20 protein-coding genes are annotated in these 21169 nt (G+C 61.4%); 11 read left to right on the forward strand and 9 right to left on the reverse strand.

What is annotated here, in order from left to right; genetic code table 11:
• Nucleotides 1–22 precede the first annotated feature (22 nt).
• The 4 genes from CD04_RS0114255 to CD04_RS0114270 all read right to left on the reverse strand — a co-directional run bounded on the left by CD04_RS0114255 (nucleotide 23) and on the right by CD04_RS0114270 (nucleotide 5206).
• Nucleotides 23–1399, reverse strand: a complete 1377-nt coding sequence (locus tag CD04_RS0114255; protein WP_051849312.1) for a replication-associated recombination protein A — start codon at nucleotides 1397–1399, stop codon at nucleotides 23–25.
• Nucleotides 1400–1453: 54 nt separating this feature from the next.
• Nucleotides 1454–2176, reverse strand: coding sequence for an outer membrane lipoprotein chaperone LolA (gene lolA, locus CD04_RS0114260; RefSeq protein ID WP_231480646.1), 723 nt, complete (start codon nucleotides 2174–2176; stop codon nucleotides 1454–1456).
• Nucleotides 2177–2197: 21 nt separating this feature from the next.
• Nucleotides 2198–4462 carry a DNA translocase FtsK gene (locus tag CD04_RS0114265; protein WP_369792839.1) on the reverse strand — a complete coding sequence of 755 codons (2265 nt, stop codon included), beginning with the start codon at nucleotides 4460–4462 and terminating at the stop codon, nucleotides 2198–2200.
• 72 nt (nucleotides 4463–4534) lie between these two features.
• The gene (locus CD04_RS0114270) at nucleotides 4535–5206 is read right to left on the reverse strand and encodes a Crp/Fnr family transcriptional regulator (protein ID WP_031407907.1); all 672 of its coding nucleotides are present in this window, start codon (nucleotides 5204–5206) and stop codon (nucleotides 4535–4537) included.
• A 276-nt stretch (nucleotides 5207–5482) separates the two neighbouring features.
• On the opposite strand from CD04_RS0114270, the gene trxB reads away from it, so the two are divergent.
• Together trxB and CD04_RS0114280 are read left to right on the forward strand one after the other, a co-directional pair.
• Nucleotides 5483–6436 carry a thioredoxin-disulfide reductase gene (gene trxB / locus CD04_RS0114275; RefSeq protein ID WP_031407909.1) on the forward strand — a complete coding sequence of 318 codons (954 nt, stop codon included), beginning with the start codon at nucleotides 5483–5485 and terminating at the stop codon, nucleotides 6434–6436.
• A 516-nt stretch (nucleotides 6437–6952) separates the two neighbouring features.
• The gene (locus CD04_RS0114280) at nucleotides 6953–8659 is read left to right on the forward strand and encodes an AMP-binding protein (RefSeq protein WP_031407911.1); all 1707 of its coding nucleotides are present in this window, start codon (nucleotides 6953–6955) and stop codon (nucleotides 8657–8659) included.
• Nucleotides 8660–8666: 7 nt separating this feature from the next.
• Here CD04_RS0114280 and orn read toward each other — a convergent pair whose 3' ends face one another.
• The gene (gene orn, locus CD04_RS0114285; RefSeq protein WP_031407913.1) at nucleotides 8667–9266 is read right to left on the reverse strand and encodes an oligoribonuclease; all 600 of its coding nucleotides are present in this window, start codon (nucleotides 9264–9266) and stop codon (nucleotides 8667–8669) included.
• A gap of 163 nt (nucleotides 9267–9429) precedes the next feature.
• Between orn and CD04_RS0114290 the strand changes: the two genes are divergently transcribed.
• The 4 genes from CD04_RS0114290 to CD04_RS0114305 are packed head-to-tail and all read left to right on the forward strand — an operon-like array spanning nucleotide 9430 to nucleotide 12389.
• Nucleotides 9430–10752, forward strand: a complete 1323-nt coding sequence (locus tag CD04_RS0114290; RefSeq protein ID WP_051849314.1) for a M48 family metallopeptidase — start codon at nucleotides 9430–9432, stop codon at nucleotides 10750–10752.
• A 49-nt stretch (nucleotides 10753–10801) separates the two neighbouring features.
• The gene (locus CD04_RS0114295; RefSeq protein ID WP_031407917.1) at nucleotides 10802–11146 is read left to right on the forward strand and encodes a 4a-hydroxytetrahydrobiopterin dehydratase; all 345 of its coding nucleotides are present in this window, start codon (nucleotides 10802–10804) and stop codon (nucleotides 11144–11146) included.
• A 23-nt stretch (nucleotides 11147–11169) separates the two neighbouring features.
• Nucleotides 11170–12078, forward strand: a complete 909-nt coding sequence (gene rsgA / locus CD04_RS0114300; protein WP_031407919.1) for a ribosome small subunit-dependent GTPase A — start codon at nucleotides 11170–11172, stop codon at nucleotides 12076–12078.
• A complete protein-coding gene (locus tag CD04_RS0114305; RefSeq protein WP_031407921.1) occupies nucleotides 12075–12389 on the forward strand; it encodes a hypothetical protein in 315 nt (104 codons plus the stop codon). The genes rsgA and CD04_RS0114305 overlap by 4 nt, the downstream gene beginning before the upstream one ends.
• A 237-nt stretch (nucleotides 12390–12626) precedes the next feature.
• Here CD04_RS0114305 and argF read toward each other — a convergent pair whose 3' ends face one another.
• Together argF and CD04_RS0114315 are read right to left on the reverse strand one after the other, a co-directional pair.
• The gene (gene argF, locus CD04_RS0114310; RefSeq protein ID WP_038168426.1) at nucleotides 12627–13565 is read right to left on the reverse strand and encodes an ornithine carbamoyltransferase; all 939 of its coding nucleotides are present in this window, start codon (nucleotides 13563–13565) and stop codon (nucleotides 12627–12629) included.
• Between the two features lie 32 nt (nucleotides 13566–13597).
• Nucleotides 13598–14788 (reverse strand): aspartate aminotransferase family protein, encoded by a 1191-nt coding sequence (locus CD04_RS0114315; protein ID WP_031407925.1) that lies wholly within the window; start codon nucleotides 14786–14788, stop codon nucleotides 13598–13600.
• 258 nt (nucleotides 14789–15046) lie between these two features.
• Here CD04_RS0114315 and CD04_RS0114320 point away from each other — a divergent pair, with 258 nt between their 5' ends.
• Complete coding sequence (locus CD04_RS0114320) at nucleotides 15047–15400, forward strand: DUF3579 domain-containing protein (protein WP_031407927.1); 354 nt, start codon at nucleotides 15047–15049, stop codon at nucleotides 15398–15400.
• Nucleotides 15401–15590: 190 nt separating this feature from the next.
• Here CD04_RS0114320 and rpsT read toward each other — a convergent pair whose 3' ends face one another.
• Nucleotides 15591–15887, reverse strand: coding sequence for a 30S ribosomal protein S20 (gene rpsT / locus CD04_RS0114325; RefSeq protein ID WP_031407929.1), 297 nt, complete (start codon nucleotides 15885–15887; stop codon nucleotides 15591–15593).
• 96 nt (nucleotides 15888–15983) lie between these two features.
• Here rpsT and murJ point away from each other — a divergent pair, with 96 nt between their 5' ends.
• A complete protein-coding gene (murJ, locus tag CD04_RS0114330; RefSeq protein ID WP_031407932.1) occupies nucleotides 15984–17531 on the forward strand; it encodes a murein biosynthesis integral membrane protein MurJ in 1548 nt (515 codons plus the stop codon).
• Between the two features lie 92 nt (nucleotides 17532–17623).
• Complete coding sequence (locus tag CD04_RS22030) at nucleotides 17624–17992, forward strand: TraR/DksA family transcriptional regulator (RefSeq protein ID WP_038168427.1); 369 nt, start codon at nucleotides 17624–17626, stop codon at nucleotides 17990–17992.
• Between the two features lie 71 nt (nucleotides 17993–18063).
• Here the strand turns inward: CD04_RS22030 and purM are convergent, their stop codons facing one another.
• Complete coding sequence (gene purM, locus CD04_RS0114340; protein WP_031407936.1) at nucleotides 18064–19098, reverse strand: phosphoribosylformylglycinamidine cyclo-ligase; 1035 nt, start codon at nucleotides 19096–19098, stop codon at nucleotides 18064–18066.
• Nucleotides 19099–19351: 253 nt separating this feature from the next.
• On the opposite strand from purM, the gene CD04_RS0114345 reads away from it, so the two are divergent.
• Together CD04_RS0114345 and hda are read left to right on the forward strand one after the other, a co-directional pair.
• Nucleotides 19352–20416, forward strand: coding sequence for an AI-2E family transporter (locus CD04_RS0114345; RefSeq protein ID WP_031407938.1), 1065 nt, complete (start codon nucleotides 19352–19354; stop codon nucleotides 20414–20416).
• Entirely contained in the window at nucleotides 20413–21159 is a 747-nt protein-coding gene (gene hda, locus CD04_RS0114350; protein ID WP_051849316.1) for a DnaA regulatory inactivator Hda, read from the forward strand. Before CD04_RS0114345 ends, hda begins: the two co-directional genes overlap by 4 nt.
• Nucleotides 21160–21169 lie beyond the last annotated feature (10 nt).

The following is a 21169-nucleotide window of genomic DNA, read 5'->3' on the forward strand; positions in this document are numbered from 1 at the left end:
GCGGCGTTGACGGCCCGGGCGCTCAGTCCCGAGCGCCCGGAGCGGAGGTTGAAGGGTCAAGCACCTTGGTGCCCGCGCGTGCCTGACGGTTCAACCGACGCAACTCCGCTAGGCGCTCGGCAATGCGGGCCTCTTGGCCGCGATCTGTGGGACGGTACAGCCGCGTTTCAGGTAAGCCTTCGGGGAAATAGCGCTCGCCCGCAGCGAAGGCGCCCGGTTCGTCGTGCGCGTACCGATAGCCTTCGGAGGCGCCAAGGCTGCGCATGAGCTTCGTTGGCGCGTTGCGCAGGTGCATGGGCACCGCCGCGGTACCGTGCTCGCGTACAAAACGCCGTGCCTCACCCGCGGCGACGTAGACCGCGTTGGACTTCGGCGCGATGGAAAGGTACAGAACCGCCTGCACAAGCGCCAGTTCGCCTTCGGGGCTGCCCAGACGCTCGAAGGCAGCGACCGCGTCCAGCGTGTGCCCCAGGGCACGCGGATCGGCCAGGCCGATGTCTTCGCTTGCCATGCGCACCAGGCGTCGTCCGATATACAGCGGGTCCACGCCGCCGTCGAGCATGCGTGCCATCCAGTACAGCGCCGCGTCCGGATCGCTACCACGCACCGATTTGTGCAGAGCGGAGATCACGTCATAGAACTGGTCTCCAGCCTTGTCGTAGCGGCGCAGCGACTCGGCAAGCGCCGCATGGAGAAGGCCCATGTCGACCACATTGCGCTTTGACGCCTGTGCGCAAGCCGTCACGGCTTCAATTGCATTGAACAGCCGCCTTGCGTCGCCGTCTGCGTGTGCAGCGAGTTGGGCCAAGGCGTCGGGCTCGATGTGCAGCCCGCCACTTGCTTCAAGCCCACGTACAGCGAGTACCTGCAACTCCGCGCCTGTCAGTGGCTGCAGTACGTAGACGGTGGCGCGCGAAAGCAACGCGCTGTTCACCTCGAACGAGGGATTCTCAGTTGTTGCGCCGATGAACGTGAAGAGCCCCGACTCAACATGTGGCAAAAAGGCGTCCTGCTGGCTCTTGTTGAAGCGGTGTACTTCGTCAACGAATACCAGCGTGGATCGCCCGGCTGCGCGAGCCTGCTCGGCCAGGAGCACCGCGTCGCGAATGTCCTTGACCCCGGCCAGAACGGCTGAGATGGCGATGAATTGTGCGTTGAACTGCTGCGCAATCAATCGCGCCAGCGTGGTCTTGCCCACGCCCGGTGGCCCCCACAGGATCATGGAGTGCATACGGCGGGTGTCAAAGGCCACGCGAAGCGGTTTGCCCGCTCCAAGCAGATGCTCCTGTCCCACCACATCGTCCAGACCACGCGGGCGCAAGCGCTCAGCGAGCGGTATGGACGTCGAAGCCCCTGGGCCCGCCGGCTCTTCGTCGAAAAGGCTTGGAGTCTGATCCATCATGCGATACGGTGCCTGCGTTCGAGGGTTTGCCGCACGATCAACGCACGGCACTCAGGGCTGCTGGATCACGGATGCGCCCTGCGGAGCCTTGAAGTGAAAACTCCCGGCAGCGAACTCTTGATTGCGCCGGATGTTGGAGAACACGATGGTCGACGTGCGCCGGAAGGCGTCGCGCAACTGCATCTGCACCAACTCTGGACCTTGCGGCGTTGATTTGAGGCCGATCCGCACCCAGTCAAACGAATTGTCTGTGCCGCGTGGCACGGCCTGGACCCACTGCAACCCACCGGCCGATGGCAACGGGGTCAACGTGAAGAGCTTCCCAACGTCACCGCCGGCTAGCAGTAAGGCCGGAGTGCCAGACAGCGCTTGGGACTGCTGGCTGACCGTTACCTGGTCGAGATCGTGGTCGTATGTCCAAATGGTCTGGCCATCGCTGACGATGTCCTGCCGATAGGGTTTGGTGTAAATCCAGCGGAATTTGCCAGGACGCTCAAACGCAAAACTGCCACTTGACGCTGCGCCCGCCTTTTTCTTTTCATCGACCACGGTCTGTGTGAAATCGCATTGCGCGCTGTGGGTCTCCCGAACCCATTGGTTCAGCAACGTCAAGCCCTGTGCGTGCGGGACAACAGACGGGGCCCGCTGGTCTGCGGCAGCGGATGCGCCCTGCGCATGCACTTGAGGCGCCAACGCCATTGCGAGGCCTGACACCAGCATGGTGCCGATCATCGTTACAAGTGGAAACACGGGAGATTTAAATCGCACATTCATTGATACCACTCCGAAAACGATTCAGGATTCGGCACGGACCGGAACCAAAATATCCCGATTGCCGCTGGCCGACAAAGTGGAGACCAACCCCGCTTTTTCCATCTGATCCAACAGCCGCGCCGAGCGGTTGTAGCCAATGCGCAGATGGCGCTGCACGAGCGAGATGGAAGCCTTGCGATTTTGCAGCACGATCTGCACTGCCTGGTCATACAGCGGATCGCTCTCGGCGTCGCCGCCTCCACCGTCAAAACTGCCGGCATCGCCTTCATCGCCCGATTCAGGTTCCAGCAAGCCAGGCACATAATCGGGTTCACCTTGCGCTTTGAGCTGCTCGACGACGCGGTGGACCTCGGCGTCGCTCACGAAGGCTCCATGCACGCGCTGCGGCACGCCCGAACCGGGCGGAAGGTAAAGCATGTCACCCATGCCGAGAAGGCTCTCGGCACCCATCTGGTCAAGAATCGTGCGGGAATCCACTTTGCTTGAGACCTGGAAAGCCATGCGCGTCGGGATATTCGCCTTGATCAGACCTGTGATGACATCCACGCTCGGGCGCTGGGTGGCCAGGATCAGATGGATGCCTGCGGCGCGCGCCTTCTGCGCCAAACGGGCAATGAGCTCCTCGATCTTCTTGCCGACCACCATCATGAGGTCAGCCAATTCGTCGATGATGACGACCACGTAGGGCATGTGCTGCAACGGCTCGGGGCTCTCCGGCGTGAGTGACAGCGGGTTGGGTACATGTTCGCCCCGCTGTGTCGCTTCATGGATGCGGGCGTTATAGCTCGCCAGGTTGCGCACGCCAAGCTTGCTCATCACCTTGTAACGCCGTTCCATCTCACCCACGCACCACGACAATGCATGCGCCGCCTGTTTCATGTCGGTGACCACAGGCGCAAGCAAATGCGGGATCCCCTCATAGACGCTGAGTTCCAGCATTTTGGGGTCGATCATGATCATGCGCACCTGCTTGGCCTCGGCCTTGTACAGCAGACTCAGAATCATCGCGTTGATACCCACCGACTTGCCCGAGCCCGTGGTGCCAGCCACGAGCAGATGGGGCATTTTGGCCAGATCGGCCACAACCGGGTTACCGACGATGTCTTTGCCCAGCCCCATGCTTAGCATGGACGACGCGTCGTTATAGACCTGCGAGCCGAGGATTTCCGCTAAACGAATGGTCTGCCGCTTGGCGTTCGGAAGCTCAAGGGCCATCGTGTTCTTGCCGGGGATGGTTTCCACCACACGAATACTCACCAACGACAGCGCCCGCGCCAAGTCGCGCGACAGGCCTACGACCTGAGAGCCCTTCACGCCGGCCTCGGGCTCTACTTCATAGCGCGTGATCACCGGGCCCGGCGATGCTGCCACCACGCGCACGGCCACGCCGAAGTCCTTGAGCTTCTTTTCGATCAAACGCGATGTGAACTCGAGCGTCTCAGCGCCGATGGCATCCTTCGGCGCGGTGCCATGGTCCAGTAGATCCAACGTGGGCAGAGCTGAACTTGGAATGTCGTGGAACAAAGGTTTTTGCTTTTCGCGCTCAACCCGTGGTGACTGCGGCACCTGCGCCACCGGCGGCTCGATGAACACGGGTGCGAACACTTCCTCGGCTTCGCGCGCCTGTTCGCTCACCACATCAGCCTCACGTTCCTGCATTGCCTGGACACCCGCCTGGCGATCCTGCGCCTGTGCACGGCGCTCCCGCAGGCGTTGCCAGATCCATTCCGCGCCCATCCCAACACGCTCGGCGGCATCGGCCCAGCTCATTTGTGCAAACCACGACGTGGACAACAAGAACACCGCCAACAGCACGATCGCGCTGCCGGTAAACCCCAGCAACCGCTGCGCCAGGTCGCCCAGCCAAGTGCCGATGACGCCGCCAGCATCGCCAGGCAGATCGCTCTTCAACCCATACAACCGCGTGGCCTCCAGCGCCGCGCTGGAAAGCGGCAGAAGGCACAGCCCGACAACCCCACCGACCTTGGCCAAAACATGATGGTGCCAGGTGTCGGACGCGGCATGTGAACGGCGCCAGCCACGCAGTAAGGCATAAAGGCCCATGGGCAGCAGCCAGAGCGCAGAAAAACCCAAAAGAAAGTAAAGGATATCTGCCGTCCAGGCGCCAGCAGCGCCCACCAGATTCGCGGTACCACGGGCTGCGTTTCCCGATGTGGACCAAGACGGATCGTTGCGGTGGTAGCTGAGCATGGCTAAGACCAGCAAAAGCCAGACAATAGCCCCGGCGGCCAGCCGGATTTCGGACAGCAACCGGCTTTTACGCACGCCTTGTGCAATGTTTGGGGCTTCTGCTGCCCGATTGAAAGCGAACCAGCGCAAGATATTGGTCAAGCTGTATCAGAGCAGTGAAGCCATATGTTCGCGCACGATTGTGCTGCCATCCTCGCGCTCGACCACCAGACCCTGCTGCTCAAAATCCTTCATCACGCGGCTGACCATCTCGCGCGAGGCACCAACCATCTTAGCCAAATCCTGGCGCGATAGCTTGTTCCCGATGATGCGCTCGGCACCATCCTCTTCGCTCATCTCCATCAACGCACGCGCCACACGTCCGTACACATCCATCAGCGCGAGAGACTCGATCTTGCTATCAGCTCGGCGCAAGCGGTGCACCAAACCACGCATGATGGAAAACGACATGCTGGAATTCTCGGGCAAACTTTGCAGGAAGGCCACGCGGCCCAGCATCAGGACATCGGTTTGCGCCTCGGCACTCACAGATGCCGAATGGGGCTCGCCATCAATCAGGCTCATCTCGCCAACGTGATCGCCCGGGTGCAGCACCGCCAGGATGACTTCGCGCCCTTTGGCGTCCACGCTCACCACGCGTGCGCGTCCAGCCAAAATGATGAACAGTGCATTCGATCGCCCCCCTTGCTCGACAATGGACTCTCCACGCTTGTAACGTTTTTTCACAATAGACTGGGACAGCGTCCAAGCCTGTGCCTCTGTCAGCACAGAAAACATCGGCACACGCCGCACCAGATCGATATTGGAAATCGCTGCCATCTTCGCTCCTCGCAAGACTACGACCACCGCCGCCCAAGGTTCTTTTGCCCGCTCGCGATGGACGCCACGGGCAGCGTCCGGGGGTATTGGACACATGACTCGATGCTAACCCAGAGCGCAAGGCGTGCACTCACCGCCTGCCCAGGAACGCACCAAACGCCTCCATCCAACTCGCCGCGCATGGAATCCGGGCCAACCCTAGAATCCACCATGTCCAAGCCGTGTACGGCGATCTATCCAGGCTCAAGCGAGCCGCTCCCCCTTCACAGGCCCCACATGACTTCCAAGCACGCCCAAGTTCTGATTCTCGGTTCCGGCCCTGCCGGCTACTCCGCCGCGGTGTACGCCGCTCGCGCCAACCTCAAACCCGTGCTCATCACCGGCATGGCTCAGGGCGGGCAGTTGATGACGACCACCGAAGTCGACAACTGGCCTGCAGACGTCGACGGCGTGCTCGGTCCCGATCTAATGGCACGCTTTGAGGCGCACGCGCGGCGATTCGACACCGAAATCATTTTCGACCACATCCACACGGTGGACTTTTCCAAGCGGCCTTACACGCTAACCGGCGACAGTGGCTCCTACACCTGCGAGGCCCTCATTATTGCCACGGGCGCCTCGGCTAAATATCTAGGCCTGGAATCCGAGCAGGCATTCATGGGCAGAGGCGTGTCGGGTTGTGCCACTTGCGACGGCTTTTTCTACCGCAACCAGCCGGTGTGCGTGGTGGGCGGTGGAAACACCGCTGTGGAAGAAGCGCTCTACCTTACCGGCATTGCGAGCAAGGTCACGGTCATCCATCGCCGCGACAAGTTTCGCGCCGAGCCGATCCTGGTTGACCGGTTAATGGAACGCGTGAAGGAAGGCAAAGCCGAACTCAGACTCTGGAGCGAACTGGATGCCGTGCTGGGGGACGCCAGCGGAGTGACCGGCGTACGCATCCAAAGCAAGCAGACTGGCGAAAAATACGACCTCGCCGTTAATGGCTGCTTCATCGCCATTGGCCATCAACCCAATACCCAACTGTTCGAAGGCAAATTGGACATGAAAGGCGGCTATATCGTCACCCGAGGAGGCTTGGAGGGGATGGCCACCGCGACCAGCGTGCCAGGAGTATTTGCCGCGGGTGACGTGCAGGACCATGTCTACCGCCAAGCCATCACCAGTGCCGGAACCGGCTGCATGGCCGCACTGGACGCGCAGCGCTACTTGGAAAACCTTCCCGCGTGAGTCTCGCTGACTCGGCAAGCCGCCGCTAGGAGAGATCGAAAAACGCGTCGCGTCGCTGTGCGGGAGCACGTCCGCCATTTGCCGGACGCCGACGCGCTTTCGGCACGAAGCCCTCGCGACCCATGGTCTTCTTCGGTTTGCTTCGCAGAGCCGCGCAGCACGCAATCCAGCCCTCATGCGTGGGCTAGACGGTTGCCACCGAGCCCAAGCAGGCCTCTTGCAAAGCTGCGGACAAGCTGAGCGATCTTCCGTGTGCTGGAGTCTTGCAGCCGGAGTCCTCAACCCGGCGCATGACCATCGACGGCATAGGCCGAGATCCATCGGGCTGATTTGCAGCGCCCTTGCGCAGCGCAAGATCGAAGGGAGGTCTCTGCTTGACGCGCATGGATCCCACCGATCCATCGTTCGGCCAGGACCTGATTGCCGGTCAGCGAAGCATGCACCGGCAAGGTTTCAGCTTCATGTCAGGCTTACCCTGCAGGCTTGAGGGTGAATTACAAAAACGAGGAGATTGACATGAACATGGCCGCAGGAGCCTTTCTGGAAGCGCGCGACACCTTATTTGCGCTGCGTGCCGACCATCCCACCGCACAAAAGCGGTTCGCATGGCCGAAGCCCGAGCACTTCAATTGGGCGCTTGACTATTTTGACCCCATGGCGCGCGACAATGCTGCCACAGCGCTATGGATCGTGGAGGAGGATGGCAGCGAAACGCGCCTGAGTTTTGCGGACATGCACCTTCGCAGCCAGCGCATGGCGACCTTCTTGCGGCAACACGGGGTGAAACGCGGGGACCGCGTCATGCTCATGCTGCCCAATTGCCTGGCCCTCTGGGAGGTCATGCTCGCCGTCATCAAAATCGGGGCGGTGATGATTCCAGCCACCACGTTGCTCACGGCAGAGGATCTCGTTGACCGCATTGAGCGTGCCGACATCGCGCAAATCGTCACAACCGCGCAAGATGCGGCGAAGTTCGACACCCTTTCCCCGACCGCGATGGGCCGAGTGCGAGGGCGCTTTGCAACGGCACCGCGCCCTGGCTGGGTCGACCTCGCAGGCGCTGACGCGGTGAGCACCAATTTCACGCCTGACGGTCCGACGCCCGCGTCGGATCCGCTGTTGCTGTACTTTACGTCGGGCACGACCTCGCGCCCGAAGTTGGTGCAGCACACCCACATCAGCTATCCCATCGGTCACCTGTCCACGATGTACTGGATCGGCTTGCACCCGGGCGACGTGCACTGGAATATCAGCTCCCCCGGATGGGCCAAGCACGCTTGGAGCTGCTTTTTTGCACCCTGGAACGCTGGTGCCTGCGTGTTCGCCTTCAATCAAGGGCGCTTCGACGCACAGGCAGCGCTGGCTGCGGCTGCCCGCTATGGCGTTACAACACTGTGTGCGCCGCCCACCGTTTGGCGGCTGTTTATCCAGCAAGACCTCAAGAGCTTCCCGGTGCGGTTTCGGGAGCTTGTCGGTGCAGGTGAACCATTGAACCCGGAAATCATCGCCCGCGTGCAAGCGGCTTGGGGCATCACCATTCGCGACGGCTATGGCCAGACCGAGACATGCTGCATGATTGGTAATGCCCCTGGACAGCCCCTGACCCCCGGTGCAATGGGCCGGCCATTGCCGGGTTGGCAGATCGAACTGCTCGATGTGGATGGAAACCCTGCAGAGGAAGGCGAAGTCTGTGTTGCCCTCGAACCGCGCCCGGTAGGCTTAATGGCCGGCTACGCGGGCGATGCCGAGAAGACTGCCCAGGTCATGCACGCTGGCTACTACCACACCGGAGATGTGGCCCAGCGCAATTCCGACGGCACCTTCACTTTTGTCGGGCGCACTGATGACGTCTTCAAAGCCTCTGACTACCGCATCAGTCCCTTCGAGCTCGAAAGCGTGCTGGTCGCGCACGCCGCAGTAGCTGAGGCTGCCGTCGTACCGAGCCCCGATCCTGCGCGACTTGCCGTGCCCAAGGCGTTCATCGCCTGCCGCGCGGGCTATTCCCCGAGTGCCGAACTGGCCCTGGATGTGCTTCGCTACGCGCGCGAACATCTCGCTGCTTATAAACGCGTGCGGCGCATCGAATTTTACGAACTGCCCAAGACGATCTCAGGCAAGATCCGTCGCGTCCAACTGCGTGCACTGGAACAGGCGCCGCGGACCGGGGGCACCCGCCGGCCAATGGAATTCTGGGAGGAGGACTTTCCGGAACTGCGCCGGTGAAGCTCATTCAGGGCACTGCCGGCTCAAAGGACAATGGCGCCTGGATGAAATGCTCTCGGTAGTGGAGCAACTCGTCGATGGATTCGTGAATATCGGCCAGCGCCGTGTGCTCCTGCCGTTTCTTGAACGACGCACACACCTCCGGGCGCCAACGCCGCGCAAGCTCCTTGAGCGTACTCACGTCCAGGTTGCGATAGTGAAAATACGCTTCCAGCCGCGGCATCCAGCGCGCCATGAAGCGCCGGTCTTGGCAGATGCTGTTGCCGCACATGGGACTCTTGCCGGCAGGAACATAACGGGCGACGAAATCTAGCAACTGTTGCTCGGCGCCATCCTCGTTCAGAGCGCTCTCGGCCACTTTCTGGATCAGGCCCGAGCGGCCATGGGTACCCTTGTTCCACGAATCCATCGCGTCCATCACTGCTGAGGTTTGGTGCACCACCAGCACTGGACCTTCCACCCGCGTGCGCACTTGGGGATCGGTGACGACAATGGCCACCTCGATGATGCGGTCGGACTCAGGGTTCAACCCAGTCATTTCCATGTCCACCCATAAAAGGTTTGACTCATGCGGGGTGATTTTCGCGGCTTCAATTGGCAGGCTCATGCGCAAATTTCTCGAAAATGGAGATGGGGTCCGGATGACGTCGACAAGGTCTACGGTACGCGTAGCCTGCACGAGTGCAGCCAGGGTGGAATAATGCGGCCGCTGCAAGGTTGAGGATTGCCCACCTAGGGTCAGGCACCTTGCGCTGGAGCACGATTCTCGCATGAGCCCTCAAAACATCACCTTACTATGGTCGGCCCTGTTTGCCGCCGCTCTCGTAGCCGGCACGGGCCTCAAGCTTTGGCTGGCGACGCGACAGATCCGCCATGTCCGGGCGCACCGCGCCGAAGTCCCCGCCGCGTTTGCTGCGGTCATCAAGCTGCCAGCGCATGAAAAGGCCGCGGATTACGCGGTGGCGCGAACGCGCTTTGGGATGTGGCATACGCTTTTTTCGGCAGCCGTACTCCTGGGCTGGACCTTTCTGGGCCTGCTTCAAGCCCTGGCCGACTGGTCCGCCGCGCACTTCGGAGCAGGCCTGCTCGCGCAACTGCTGTTGCTGGTGGAGTTCGCGCTCATCGGCGCCGTGATCGAGCTGCCTTGGACCCTGTGGCAGACGTTCCGGCTGGAGGCACAGTTCGGGTTCAATCGCAACACCCCTGCATTGTTCATCGCCGACATGCTGAAAAACCTGATCGTGTCGGCCTTGCTCCTGCTGCCACTTGGCCTGCTCGTACTTTGGCTCATGCAAGCCACTGCGCTATGGTGGCTCTGGTCCTGGGCAGCCTTCGCCGTCTTCAGCCTTGCAATGATGGTCGCGTTCCCAATGTTCATTGCCCCGCTCTTCAACCGCTTCGACCCATTGGCCGACGGCGAGGTCAAAAGCCGCGCGCAGGCCCTGATGCAGCGTTGCAGCTTTGCACTGAAGGGGCTTTACGTGATGGACGGCTCGCGCCGCAGCGCCCATGCCAATGCCTATTTCACCGGTCTGGGGGCTGCGCGACGTGTGGTCTTGTTTGACACCCTGCTCAAACAGCTCAACGCAGCCCAGATCGAAGCCGTGCTTGCGCACGAAGTGGGCCATTACAAGCGCCACCATATTCAGCAGCGCCTCATCGTCACCCTGTTGCTCAGTTTGGCGGGTTTTGCGCTGATTGGCTGGCTTTCCAAGCAGGTTTGGTTCTACACCGGCCTTGGCTATACGCCAAACATGCTCGGCGGCAATACAGCGGCGGCACTGATCCTATTCATGCTGGCCGTGCCTGTGTTCGGCGTGTTCTTCAGCCCACTGTCAGCGAGTTGGTCGCGTAAGCACGAGTTCGAAGCTGACGCTTATGCGTCCGAACACAGCGACGCTCGTCAGCTCGGGGCTGCGCTCGTACGCATGTATCAGGACAATGCATCCACGCTCACGCCTGACCCTCTGTATGTTCGCTTTTACTATAGCCACCCTCCGGCCTTGCAGCGCTTGGCTCGCATGGGGGCGTTGACCGCGCTGGCGGGCACCACCGAACAGCAACATGCCCAGGCTGCCGGAACGCAGCCCTAGACAAATTGCCTGTATCCACTCATGACCACTCGACTTTGAACGACCTGCGATGATGTCTTTTGAGCAACTTTTACAGGCCCATTGCCAACCGCAGGTCGGTCGATCCCTGACGGCGTCCGATATACGCGATCAGCTCGCGGCGCTGCTCGAGTGGCAGTACAAGGATGGTCGCATCCAACGTACGTATGGCTTCCGCGGCTATTTCGACACCATCGCCTTTGTCAACGCGCTGGCGTGGATGGTGTATCGCGAGGACCATCACCCGGAGCTTGGAGTGCACCACAATCGCTGCGTGGTGACCTTCAGCACACACTCGGTGGGAGGCATTTCTTACAACGATTTCATTTGCGCTGCAAAAGTCGAGGCGCTCTACTCGCAAAGGCCATTCATCTGAATCCGATCGCGCCCACCCCGGGCTTGCCCCTTCGACCGGCACGAATCGTTGCGGCCTTCGGCCGCAGCTATTTGGCGGATACGGGTGTTGGCGAGCCGCTGCCATGCGTGGCACGTGGCAAACGCAGCGTCGCCGTCTGCGGCGATCAAGTCATGCTGCAGCCGGGGACGCCCGCCGTCATAGCGTCGATCCTCCCACGCTCCAATGTGCTGTGGCGCCAAGATGCATGGCGCAGCAAAATCTTCGCTGTGAACTTGGATCTGCTTCTCGTCGTCACCGCCTCGGAGCCCGCACCAAATCTTGAGCTTGTGGGCCGCGCATTGATTGCGGCGCAGGCCGAGGGCATTCCCGCAGCCGTCATCCTCAACAAGTGTGATCTTCCCTCCACGCCTTCGCTGCGCGCGAAGCTGCAGCCCCTGCAGAAAGCCGGCTACACAGTTATCGAGCTTACTGCCCGCCAAGCCCCCGCACAGGCAACTGCCATCCTTTCAACGTGGCTCGACGGGCGTACGACGATGCTCATTGGAGCCTCCGGAGTGGGCAAATCAACCTTGGTCAACGCGCTGGCACCGGGTGTGCAGGTGCATACTCAGGCGATCTCGGCTGCCCTCAACGCGGGGCGCCACACCACCACGGCCACACGCCTATACAAGTTGCCTGGGCTCGGCCCCGGAAGCGCCCTGCTTGACTCTCCCGGTTTCCAGGCATTCGGCCTGAACCACCTCTCGGTGACGCAGTTGCAGCACGCCTTGCCGGAGATCGCAAAACTGAACGGCACCTGCCGTTTCAATAACTGCACGCACCGACAGGAGCCGGGCTGTGCCGTGCGTGCTGCCGTCGAGGCCGGCAATCTCGATGCGTCGCGCTACGCTCTGTATCTGCGTGTCCTGGATGAGTTGCTCGGCGCCTCCAGCACGAAGGCGACGCCATGAAACGCCTGCGCGCCGCGCCGAATCTTGTCGTCGCCACCATGTGGGCCGACGCGCTCAACGCCGCCGGGTATCCAGCCCAGGTGTTTTCCCGGTATCTCTCCAGCATCGCCGGCGAGATACCGCCTGACCAAGCGTTGCCCACCGTATGGGTGATGGATGCCCGACAGGCTTTAGCCGCACTGGCCTTCTTGGACGCGCTCGAGCGCCCCTGCGCCAGTCCGCCATGGGTCTGCACGGGGTGTGGCGAACGCCACACTGGCTCATTCAGCCAGTGCTGGAATTGTGGAGCACAACGCCCCGCGGACTCCTAAGCGGCGATCAGGCTCGGCGAACGGCAATCAGAAACTGTCCCATCGGCAATGGATCATCCCAAACTCACCGGTACCCCACCCACTCTTACCCTCTTCTTCTCCTGACATGCTCATTCCACGGCACGATTCCGGCTGGCTGACCTTGCGATTGAATGCGCAAGCGAGAGTCAAGTGGGCGGCCATCGCCTCAGACGAGGCACTGCGGTACACGAGGAACTGGCAATCGCGGCGCTGCGCTTAATCAGCCAAGCGCCCGAGCAGAAGGAATTCCATGAGCGCCTTCTGCACATGCAAGCGGTTCTCAGCCTCGTCCCACACCACGCTTTGCGGCCCGTCGATCACGGAAGCCTCCACCTCTTCACCCCGATGAGCTGGCAGGCAATGCATGAACACGGCTTTCGGATCAGCGCCGCGCATCATCGCCTGGCTCACCATGAAACCCTGAAACGCCTGTAGTCGCGCAGCGTTCTCGGCCTCATAGCCCATACTCGTCCAAACATCCGTCGTGACCAAATGCGCTCCGGCGCAGGCCTCGGCCGGATCATCGAAGCAACGCAGATGGCTCTGTTCATTGGCGCTGACCGGATAGCTCGGCCGGTTCACGTCCACCCAGTAGCCCGCGGGGCCAGCGAAATGGACTGTGAAATCCAAGATGGCTGCCGCTTGCAGCCACGTGTAGAGCATGTTGTTGGCGTCTCCAACCCAGGCTACGGTTTTCCCCTGAATGCTTCCTCGGTGCTCGATATAGGTGAACACGTCGGCAAGCACCTGGCAGGGATGAAACTCATTGGTCAAGCCATTGATGACGGGCACCCGCGAATATGCAGAGAATCGCTCGACGATGTCTTGGCCGTAGGTGCGGATCATGACAAGATCCACCATGCGCGAAAACACCTGTGCGGCGTCCTCGATGGGCTCTCCACGCCCAAGCTGTGAATCGCGTGTGTTGACGTAGATGGCTGCGCCACCAAGCTGGTGCATGCCAGCCTCAAAGCTCAGCCGCGTGCGCGTCGAGTGCTTCTCAAAAATCATTGCCAGGGTGCGGTCCACCAATGGCTGGTGGATTTCGTAGCGCTTGAACTTCGCCTTGATCCGCGCCGTGCGCGAGAACAAGTAGGTACATTCATCGGCCGTCAAGTCGCTAAATTGAAGGTAGTGTCTCGGGCTTGTTGTCATTGACATCTGGTTCTCCCTAGGTTCGCCTCACCTCAGGCCGTTTGCGCTCCAGCAGCGAGAAAACGCTGCACGAGGGGTATGAGAAGCGCAAGCAATCGCTCCGCTTCTTCCATACGGAAGATCAACGGCGGGAGCAGGCGGATTACACGATCGTGGGTCACGTTAATCAGCAAACCTTCCTGCTGAGCTTGGCCCACGAGTGCGCCGCATGGCCTGTCGAGCTCAACGCCGATCATCAGTCCTGCGCCCCGCACCTCCACCACGCCGGCGAGCCCGCCGAGGCGCTCACGCAACTGCTGCTGCATCCAACCGCCGACCCGCTTGGCATTGTCCAGAAGCCCTTCATCTTCGATGATGGCCAACGTCTCCAGTGCGGCACGACAAGCCAGCGGATTGCCACCAAAGGTCGTGCCGTGCTGGCCGGGTCCAAACGTCGCAGCCGCGTCGCCATAAGCCAGCAAGGCCCCGATGGGCACGCCCGAGGCCAGCCCCTTGGCGAGCGCAATAACGTCCGGCCGAATCTCGGCCCATTGATGAGCAAACCACTTGCCAGTGCGCCCGGTCCCGCATTGCACCTCATCAATCATCAATAACCAGCCACGCTCGTCGCACGCACGGCGCAGGAAGCGCAGGTAATCAGCCCGCGCGGGATTGATGCCCCCCTCGCCCTGGATGGCCTCGATAAACACGGCCGTGATGTTCGGGTGGCGCGCTGCGACGTCTGCAATCGCTGCTTCATCGTTGAGGGGAACGCGGACGAACCCCTCCACCAGCGGCTCAAATCCCTTTTGAACTTTGGGATTTCCAGTTGCGGACAAAGTGGCCAAAGAACGTCCGTGAAACGCATCTTCGTATACGACGATTTCCGGGTTCTCGACACCGCGCTTGTGTCCCCACAGGCGAGCCAGCTTGATCGCCGCCTCGTTGGCTTCCAGGCCCGAATTACAGAAAAACGCGCGGTCGGCCCCGGCCAGGCTGCAGAGCTGATCAGCCAATTGGTCTTGCAAGGGAATTGCGTAAAGATTGGACGTGTGAATCAGCTTGCCCACTTGATCGCGCAGAGCAGCGACCAAACGCGGATGCGCATGGCCCACCGTGTTGACGGCAATACCGCTGAGCCCATCCAGATACCGCCTGCCCTCCGTGTCCCAGACCCATGCCCCGACACCATGCGTCAAGGCCAACGGAAGGCGGGCGTACGTGTTCATCAAATGACCGGGCATGAACGTCTCCAGGAGTCGAAAAAACAACAGCCTGCGACATCGCGTTTTCCATCGCAAGCGCAGGCTCCACATGATTATAGGAAGGCAACATGCGGACTACTCCCGAAAGAGCTGTGCGCTGGGCGCGGTTCAAGACCTGAGCCGCGCCCGAAGACGGGTTCGCATACCCCCATTCTTTGCTGCGTCGCACCAATTTTGCTACAATTGCGGCATCGTTTTAGTCGACGCGACGCGCCTTCCATGAAACCTACTGCTCCAATGATGTCGGTTAAGCCCCGCGAAATTTTCATCATGGGCATCACCCGTGAAGGCAAGACATTCCGCCCCAGCGATTGGGCGGATCGCTTGGCCGGACTCATGACGCAGTTCCGCCATCCCGACTGTCCGGCACGCGAGCCTCATCTGGGTTACTCCCCCTTTTGTCTGCCCACCACGCTTGGTGGCGTTCGCTGCGTCGTGGTCAGTGAGACCTTGCGCGAAATCGAGCCGATGGCCTTCGATTTTCTGATGGGTTTCGCTCGTGACAACAATTTGCAAGTCGAGCAAGCTTGTCTGCTGGACAGCACCCCGGAGCAACTGCCCACAGCGCCTGGCCTGGCGATTGCAGCGTAGGCATCGCCGAGGGTGCGACGGCACCACGATCCTTTGAGGGATTTCCAGTTCGGCGAAGACCGCTTCGCGCGGTCGCTCCGTCTTGTTTGAAAAAAAGCCCCCGGTGTGCACCGGGGGCTTTTTTTACTTGAGGCGGTGCTGGACCCGCAAAGCGTGCAGGTCCCGCGCCACTTATCCGGGGCACCCGGTCTCAGGCAGCCATGCCTTTGAGCGCAGCATTCAGGCGACTCTTGTCACGCGCCGCCTTGTTGGGATGAAACAGGCCCTTGCGTGCAATGGAGTCAAGTACTGGCACAGCCGCTTTGTATGCCTCCACGGCCTTGCCTTTATCTCCGGCTGCAATTGCCTTGCGCACGGATTTGATGGCCGTACGGAAGCGTGAACGCATCGCCGAATTGGCCGCGTTCAGCTTGATGTCCTGACGCGCGCGCTTGCGCCCGGAGGGCGTGCGGGCGCTTTTCTTTTTCGCTTGCGCGGATGTCGCCATGAGTATTGACCTCGAAATCGTATGGAAAACATCACATTATAACCAGGCCGGGCATGTTCTCAAATCCGCCGCCGCCCCCTGCCTATAATCGCCGCCGTGAATCTCCTCAAGGCCGCCTACACCGTCTCACTGCTGACCCTCGTCTCCCGCATCACCGGCCTGCTGCGCGAGGTCCTTGTCGCACGGTATTTCGGGGCCAGCGCCTGGACAGATGCCTTCAACGTCGCCTTTCGTCTGCCCAACCTGCTGCGCAGACTCTTTGCAGAGGGGGCGTTCTCGCAAGCTTTCATTCCCATCCTCGCCCAGTCGCGCGAACACGACAGCCCCGAGGCCAATCGCAAGCTCGTGGACGATGTGGCCACAGCGCTTGCCTGGATCCTCGCTGCAGTAAGCGTTGTAGGAGTACTGCTGGCACCGATCCTGATCTTCCTCACCGCCTCGGGCCTCCACCCGGCAGCGTTTGACGCCGCCGTATGGATGACCCGCCTGATGTTCCCCTACGCTGGGTTGATCTCGTTGGTGGCGCTATCGGCCGGAATCCTCAACACGTGGAAGCATTTCACGATCCCTTCGCTCACACCCGCACTCCTGAATCTGTCGGTCATCGTTGCGGCCATCGCATTGCACCGGGTGATGCATCCTCCCGTTTACGCGCTGGCCGTTGGGGTCATGGCCGGAGGGGTCCTGCAACTTGCCCTGCAATGGCCTGCTCTCAGACGCTACGCCGTCGTGCCACGGATCCACATGAATGCGCTCGCCGCCTGGCGCTCTCCCGGAGTGAGCCGGGTCGTCAGGCAGATGCTGCCAGCCAGCATGGCTGTCTCTGTGGCGCAGGTATCGCTCGTCATCAACACCCAAATCGCCTCGCACCTGCAAGCGGGCAGCGTATCCTGGCTCGCCTACGCAGACCGGCTCATGGAGTTTCCCACTGCACTTCTTGGCGTGGCACTGGGTTCGGTGCTTCTGCCCAGCCTTTCGCGAGCCCACGCCGCGGGCGATCCTGAGCGCTACAGCAAGCTTCTGGACTGGGGCCTACGCCTGACCTTGCTCCTGGCTCTGCCCAGCGCGGTCGCCCTGGGTGTCTTCGCCAAGCCCCTGATTGCGATCCTCTTCAATTATGGACACTTCAATGCGTTTGACCTTGACCAAACGACGACTGCGCTGCGTGCCTATGGTCTCGGACTGCTGGGTTTGGTGGGGGTGAAAATTCTTGCACCCGGCTTCTACGCCAAGCGAGACGTGCGCACGCCCGTCAAGCTGGCCATCATCGTTCTTATCGGTACGCAGGCGATGAACGCGCTGTTCGTACCCTGGCTCGCCCACGCGGGGCTAGCGCTAGCCATTTCCTGCGGTGCGTTGCTCAATGCCGCGCTGTTGCTGCGCGGCCTCCGCCGTCGCGGCAGCTATCGTCCCGAACCGGGCTGGGCGATGTTTGCGGCAAAGGTCTTGTTGGCGCTGCTTCCGCTGGCCCTGATCCTCTTCTGGGGCGCCGAGCATTTCCCCTGGGCACATTGGAGCGGCACCGCTGCGCACTGGAAGCGGCTGGGCGCGGCGTTTGGCCTGATGGCTGTCGCCGCAACTGCCTATTTCTTGGCTCTGGCCCTCCTAGGCATGCGGCCCAGCCAATTCCGGCATCGCGAGTAACGCCAGAGCGGAATGCAGCCCATTGGCAACGCTGCGCGCAGGACGCGCACAATGCACATGAGGATTTCATCTTGCAAGAGACGGAGACGATCATGTCACTGAACAGCGAGCAAAAGCACGCAATCGAACTTGCCTTGCGCCAGCGCCGAGCGGCAGTGCTGGACGAGCTGCGCAGCGAAACCCACGCCGAAGATGGCACGATGCGCCTGCCTACCCACCGCGGGGAAGCCGACGACGACGTGACCTCTGCAACAGACGCGGTGGATATGGCGCAAACGCTGCGTGACGCCTCGGAGCTCGAGCGTATCGACGCGGCGCTGGCTCGTTTGCCGAGTGCGCAGTTTGGCGTGTGCGTTGACTGCCGCGAAGACATTGGAGTCGAGCGCCTGCAGGCTGAACCGACAGCCGTGCGGTGCACGGCTTGCCAGATTCGCTACGAGAAGAGCCACGCCCCCGTCTGATACGGCGCTTTCGCTTGGCATCTTCCCCGTCCTCAGCGACGGGGCTTGTCGCGCACCGGGTCAGTCTGGCATCAACGGACGCTGACTGCAGATTCACCCGCAACACGCGGGCGGATCACACCAATGCGTGAGCATTGCTCGCCGGCCGCCTGGAGGTTCTTCAATGCCTCGTCGGCCCGCTCATGGTCGACCACCAACACGTAGCCGATACCGCAATTGAAGGTCCGCAGCATCTCATCTTCGGGTATGTTTCCTTCACGCTGAAGCCACTTGAACACCTCGGGCCTGGCCCAAGCGTCGCGTTGCAGCGCGCAATGCAGATCCGCTGGCAGGACCCGCGGAATGTTCTCCAATAAGCCGCCACCCGTGATGTGCGCCATGGCATTGACCTCAATCGTCTGCAAGAGCGCCAGCACAGATTTGCAGTAAATCCGCGTTGGAGCCATCACTGCATCACGGAATGGCCGCCCGTCGAGTTCCTCGGGCAACTGGCCGGCCGCACGCTCAATGACCTTGTGTACGAGCGAATAGCCGTTTGAATGGATGCCGCTTGAAGCCAGGCCAAGCACGACGTCGCCGGCGCGCACGGTGGCGCCCGATACGAGCCGGCTTTTTTCCGCAGCGCCGACGCAAAAACCAGCGAGGTCATACTCCCCTGGCGGGTACATGCCTGGCATTTCGGCCGTCTCCCCACCAATCAAGGCGCAACCCGCCAGTTCGCATCCACGAGCGATACCGCCGACCACCTGCGCCGCCACATCCACCGCCAGCTTGCCGCACGCGAAATAATCGAGAAAGAACAGAGGCTCAGCACCCTGCACGAGCACATCATTGACGCTCATGGCCACCAGATCGATGCCGACCGTGTCATGGCGGGCCCACTTGAATGCCAAGCGCAGCTTCGTGCCCACACCATCGGTGCCGGACACGAGCACGGGCTCGCGGTACCGCTTGGGCACCTCGAACAAGGCGCCAAAGCCACCAATGCCGGCCAGGACACCGTCGCGCATCGTACGGGCGGCCAGCGGCTTGATGGCATCGACCAAGGCATCTCCGGCATCGATATCAACGCCTGCGTCACGATAAGTCAGACTGGTTTTGGACATGGTTCGGGAAGGGCTGGCGCAGCGCCGGTGTCGGCTGCCGCTGCGCATTCATAGAATATCGGCAGCATTCTAGGAGCCTGCCGCGCAGGGGCCGTGTGAAGGTGCGAATGTGGCGGGTGGTCGATCCGTGCTGCGCTGCCCGTTCACAGCCCATAATGTTCACGTCTGCTGGCCCCTCAGGTCGACGCTGCCGGAAATGACCAGCGCAGGATCTGCACGCAACCTGAATCAACCACGACTCGCGACCCCTCACGTGCAACTATCCAAAGCCAACAAGGTTCGCCTGATCTGGGCGGCGATCATCCTCATTGCACTATGGGCGACTTCACTGCTTGGCTCCGTTCTGATGCCGTTCCTGGTTGCGCTGACAATCGCTTATGGCTTGCACCCGACCGTTGAGCGGCTGCAACGCTGGCACATCCCCCGTCCCGTCGGCACAACCCTTGCGCTCGTGCTCCTCATTGTCGCGCTGGTCGCCCTCGGCAGCTTGATCGTTTCCGTGCTGAGCAGCACCCTACCCCAATTGCAGCAGCAAGTGCCTTCGTTGCTATTGAGCATGAATGCCTGGCTCAGCGCGAAAGCGGCACACCTGGGGTTTCAGGCGCAATTCGACACGACGAGCCTTAAGCGTTTACTGACGAAGATCCTTTCAGGCGACCCCGAACGATCGGCCATGCAGTTGCTGAGCTCTGCCCGTAGCGGAGGTGGAGCGATCATCGTGGTTTTGGGCAATCTTGTGCTCATTCCGGTTCTCACCTTTTACCTGCTCATGGACTGGCACAACCTCATGCGCCGCAGCTTCAGCCTGGTGCCGCTGCATCAACGCGAGGCACTGCACGACTTCCTCGGCGAATGCGACGCCATTCTCAACCGCTACGTGCGTGGGCAATTGGCCGTCATGCTCATCCTGGCGGCTTTCTACGCGGCTGGTTTAGCCCTGGCCGGGTTCCAGCTGGCCCTGCCCATCGGCGTATTCACGGGGCTTGCCGTATTCGTCCCGTTCGTGGGTTTCGGGTTCGGACTGCTTTTGGCTTTGCTTGCGGGCGCCCTCCAATTCCAGAGCTTTTATGCACTGTGGGCCGTGGCGGTGGTTTACGGCATCGGGCAGGTTCTCGAGAGCTCCTACCTGACACCGAAGCTCCTAGGCCGCCATATCGGCCTGCATCCCTTGCTGGTCATATTCCTGCTCCTTGCGTTCGGCCATTTGTTCGGTTTCGTTGGTGTGCTGCTTGCCTTGCCAGCGGGGGCACTATTGCTCGTGGTGGCTCGTCACGCGTTGGTCTGGTATCGTTCGAGTCCCTTGTTTTTGCGCACATGAGAACGCCATTCGACGACGGTGCGAGCCGGCAGTTGCTGCTGGCCCTGCAATGGGATGATGAACCGACGCTGGAGAACTTTGAGCCCGGTGCGAACGGTCTCGCGCTTGAAGCCTTGCACAAATTGCTGACCGCCACCGAAGGCGGCGCGCTTTACCTTTGGGGCCCGACGGCCAGCGGCAAGAGCCACCTCCTGCGCGCCTGCTGTGGCGAAGTGCAGAGGGGCCAGCGTTGGGCTCTATACCTGACACCGCATAGTCCGCCCTCCCATTGGCCTTCGCTCGACTCCCTCGCGCATGTTGGGCCCGGCGCGTTGCTGGCAGTGGATGACGTGCAGTCCTGTGCGGCGTGGCAGCAGGACGTGTTGTTCGGCCTCTTTAACGCGGCGCGCCAGTTCAACGTGGCTTTTGTGGCCGCAGGGGATGCTGCACCAGCGCAACTCGATCTCCGTGCCGACATACGCACGCGACTCGCCTGGGGCCTGGCGTTGGCACTGGAGCCATTGGACGATGCTGCCAAGCAACGCGTGCTGCAGCGCATGGCCGCGTCACGAGGATTTGAACTGCGCGATGATCTGAGCCGTTATATTCTGACCCACCACGCGCGCGACATGACTTCGCTGCTGGATCTCGTTTCTCGGCTCGACGCCTACGCCATGCAGCACGCGCGCGCCACCAGCATTCCCCTGCTCAAAGCCATGCTGGCACATGCGGATTCCGCCACCCTTTCCACCACCAGATCCTGACTCCCACGCG

Origin of the sequence: Thiomonas sp. FB-Cd (assembly GCF_000733775.1) — a bacterium.
GTDB lineage: Bacteria > Pseudomonadota > Gammaproteobacteria > Burkholderiales > Burkholderiaceae_C > Thiomonas_A.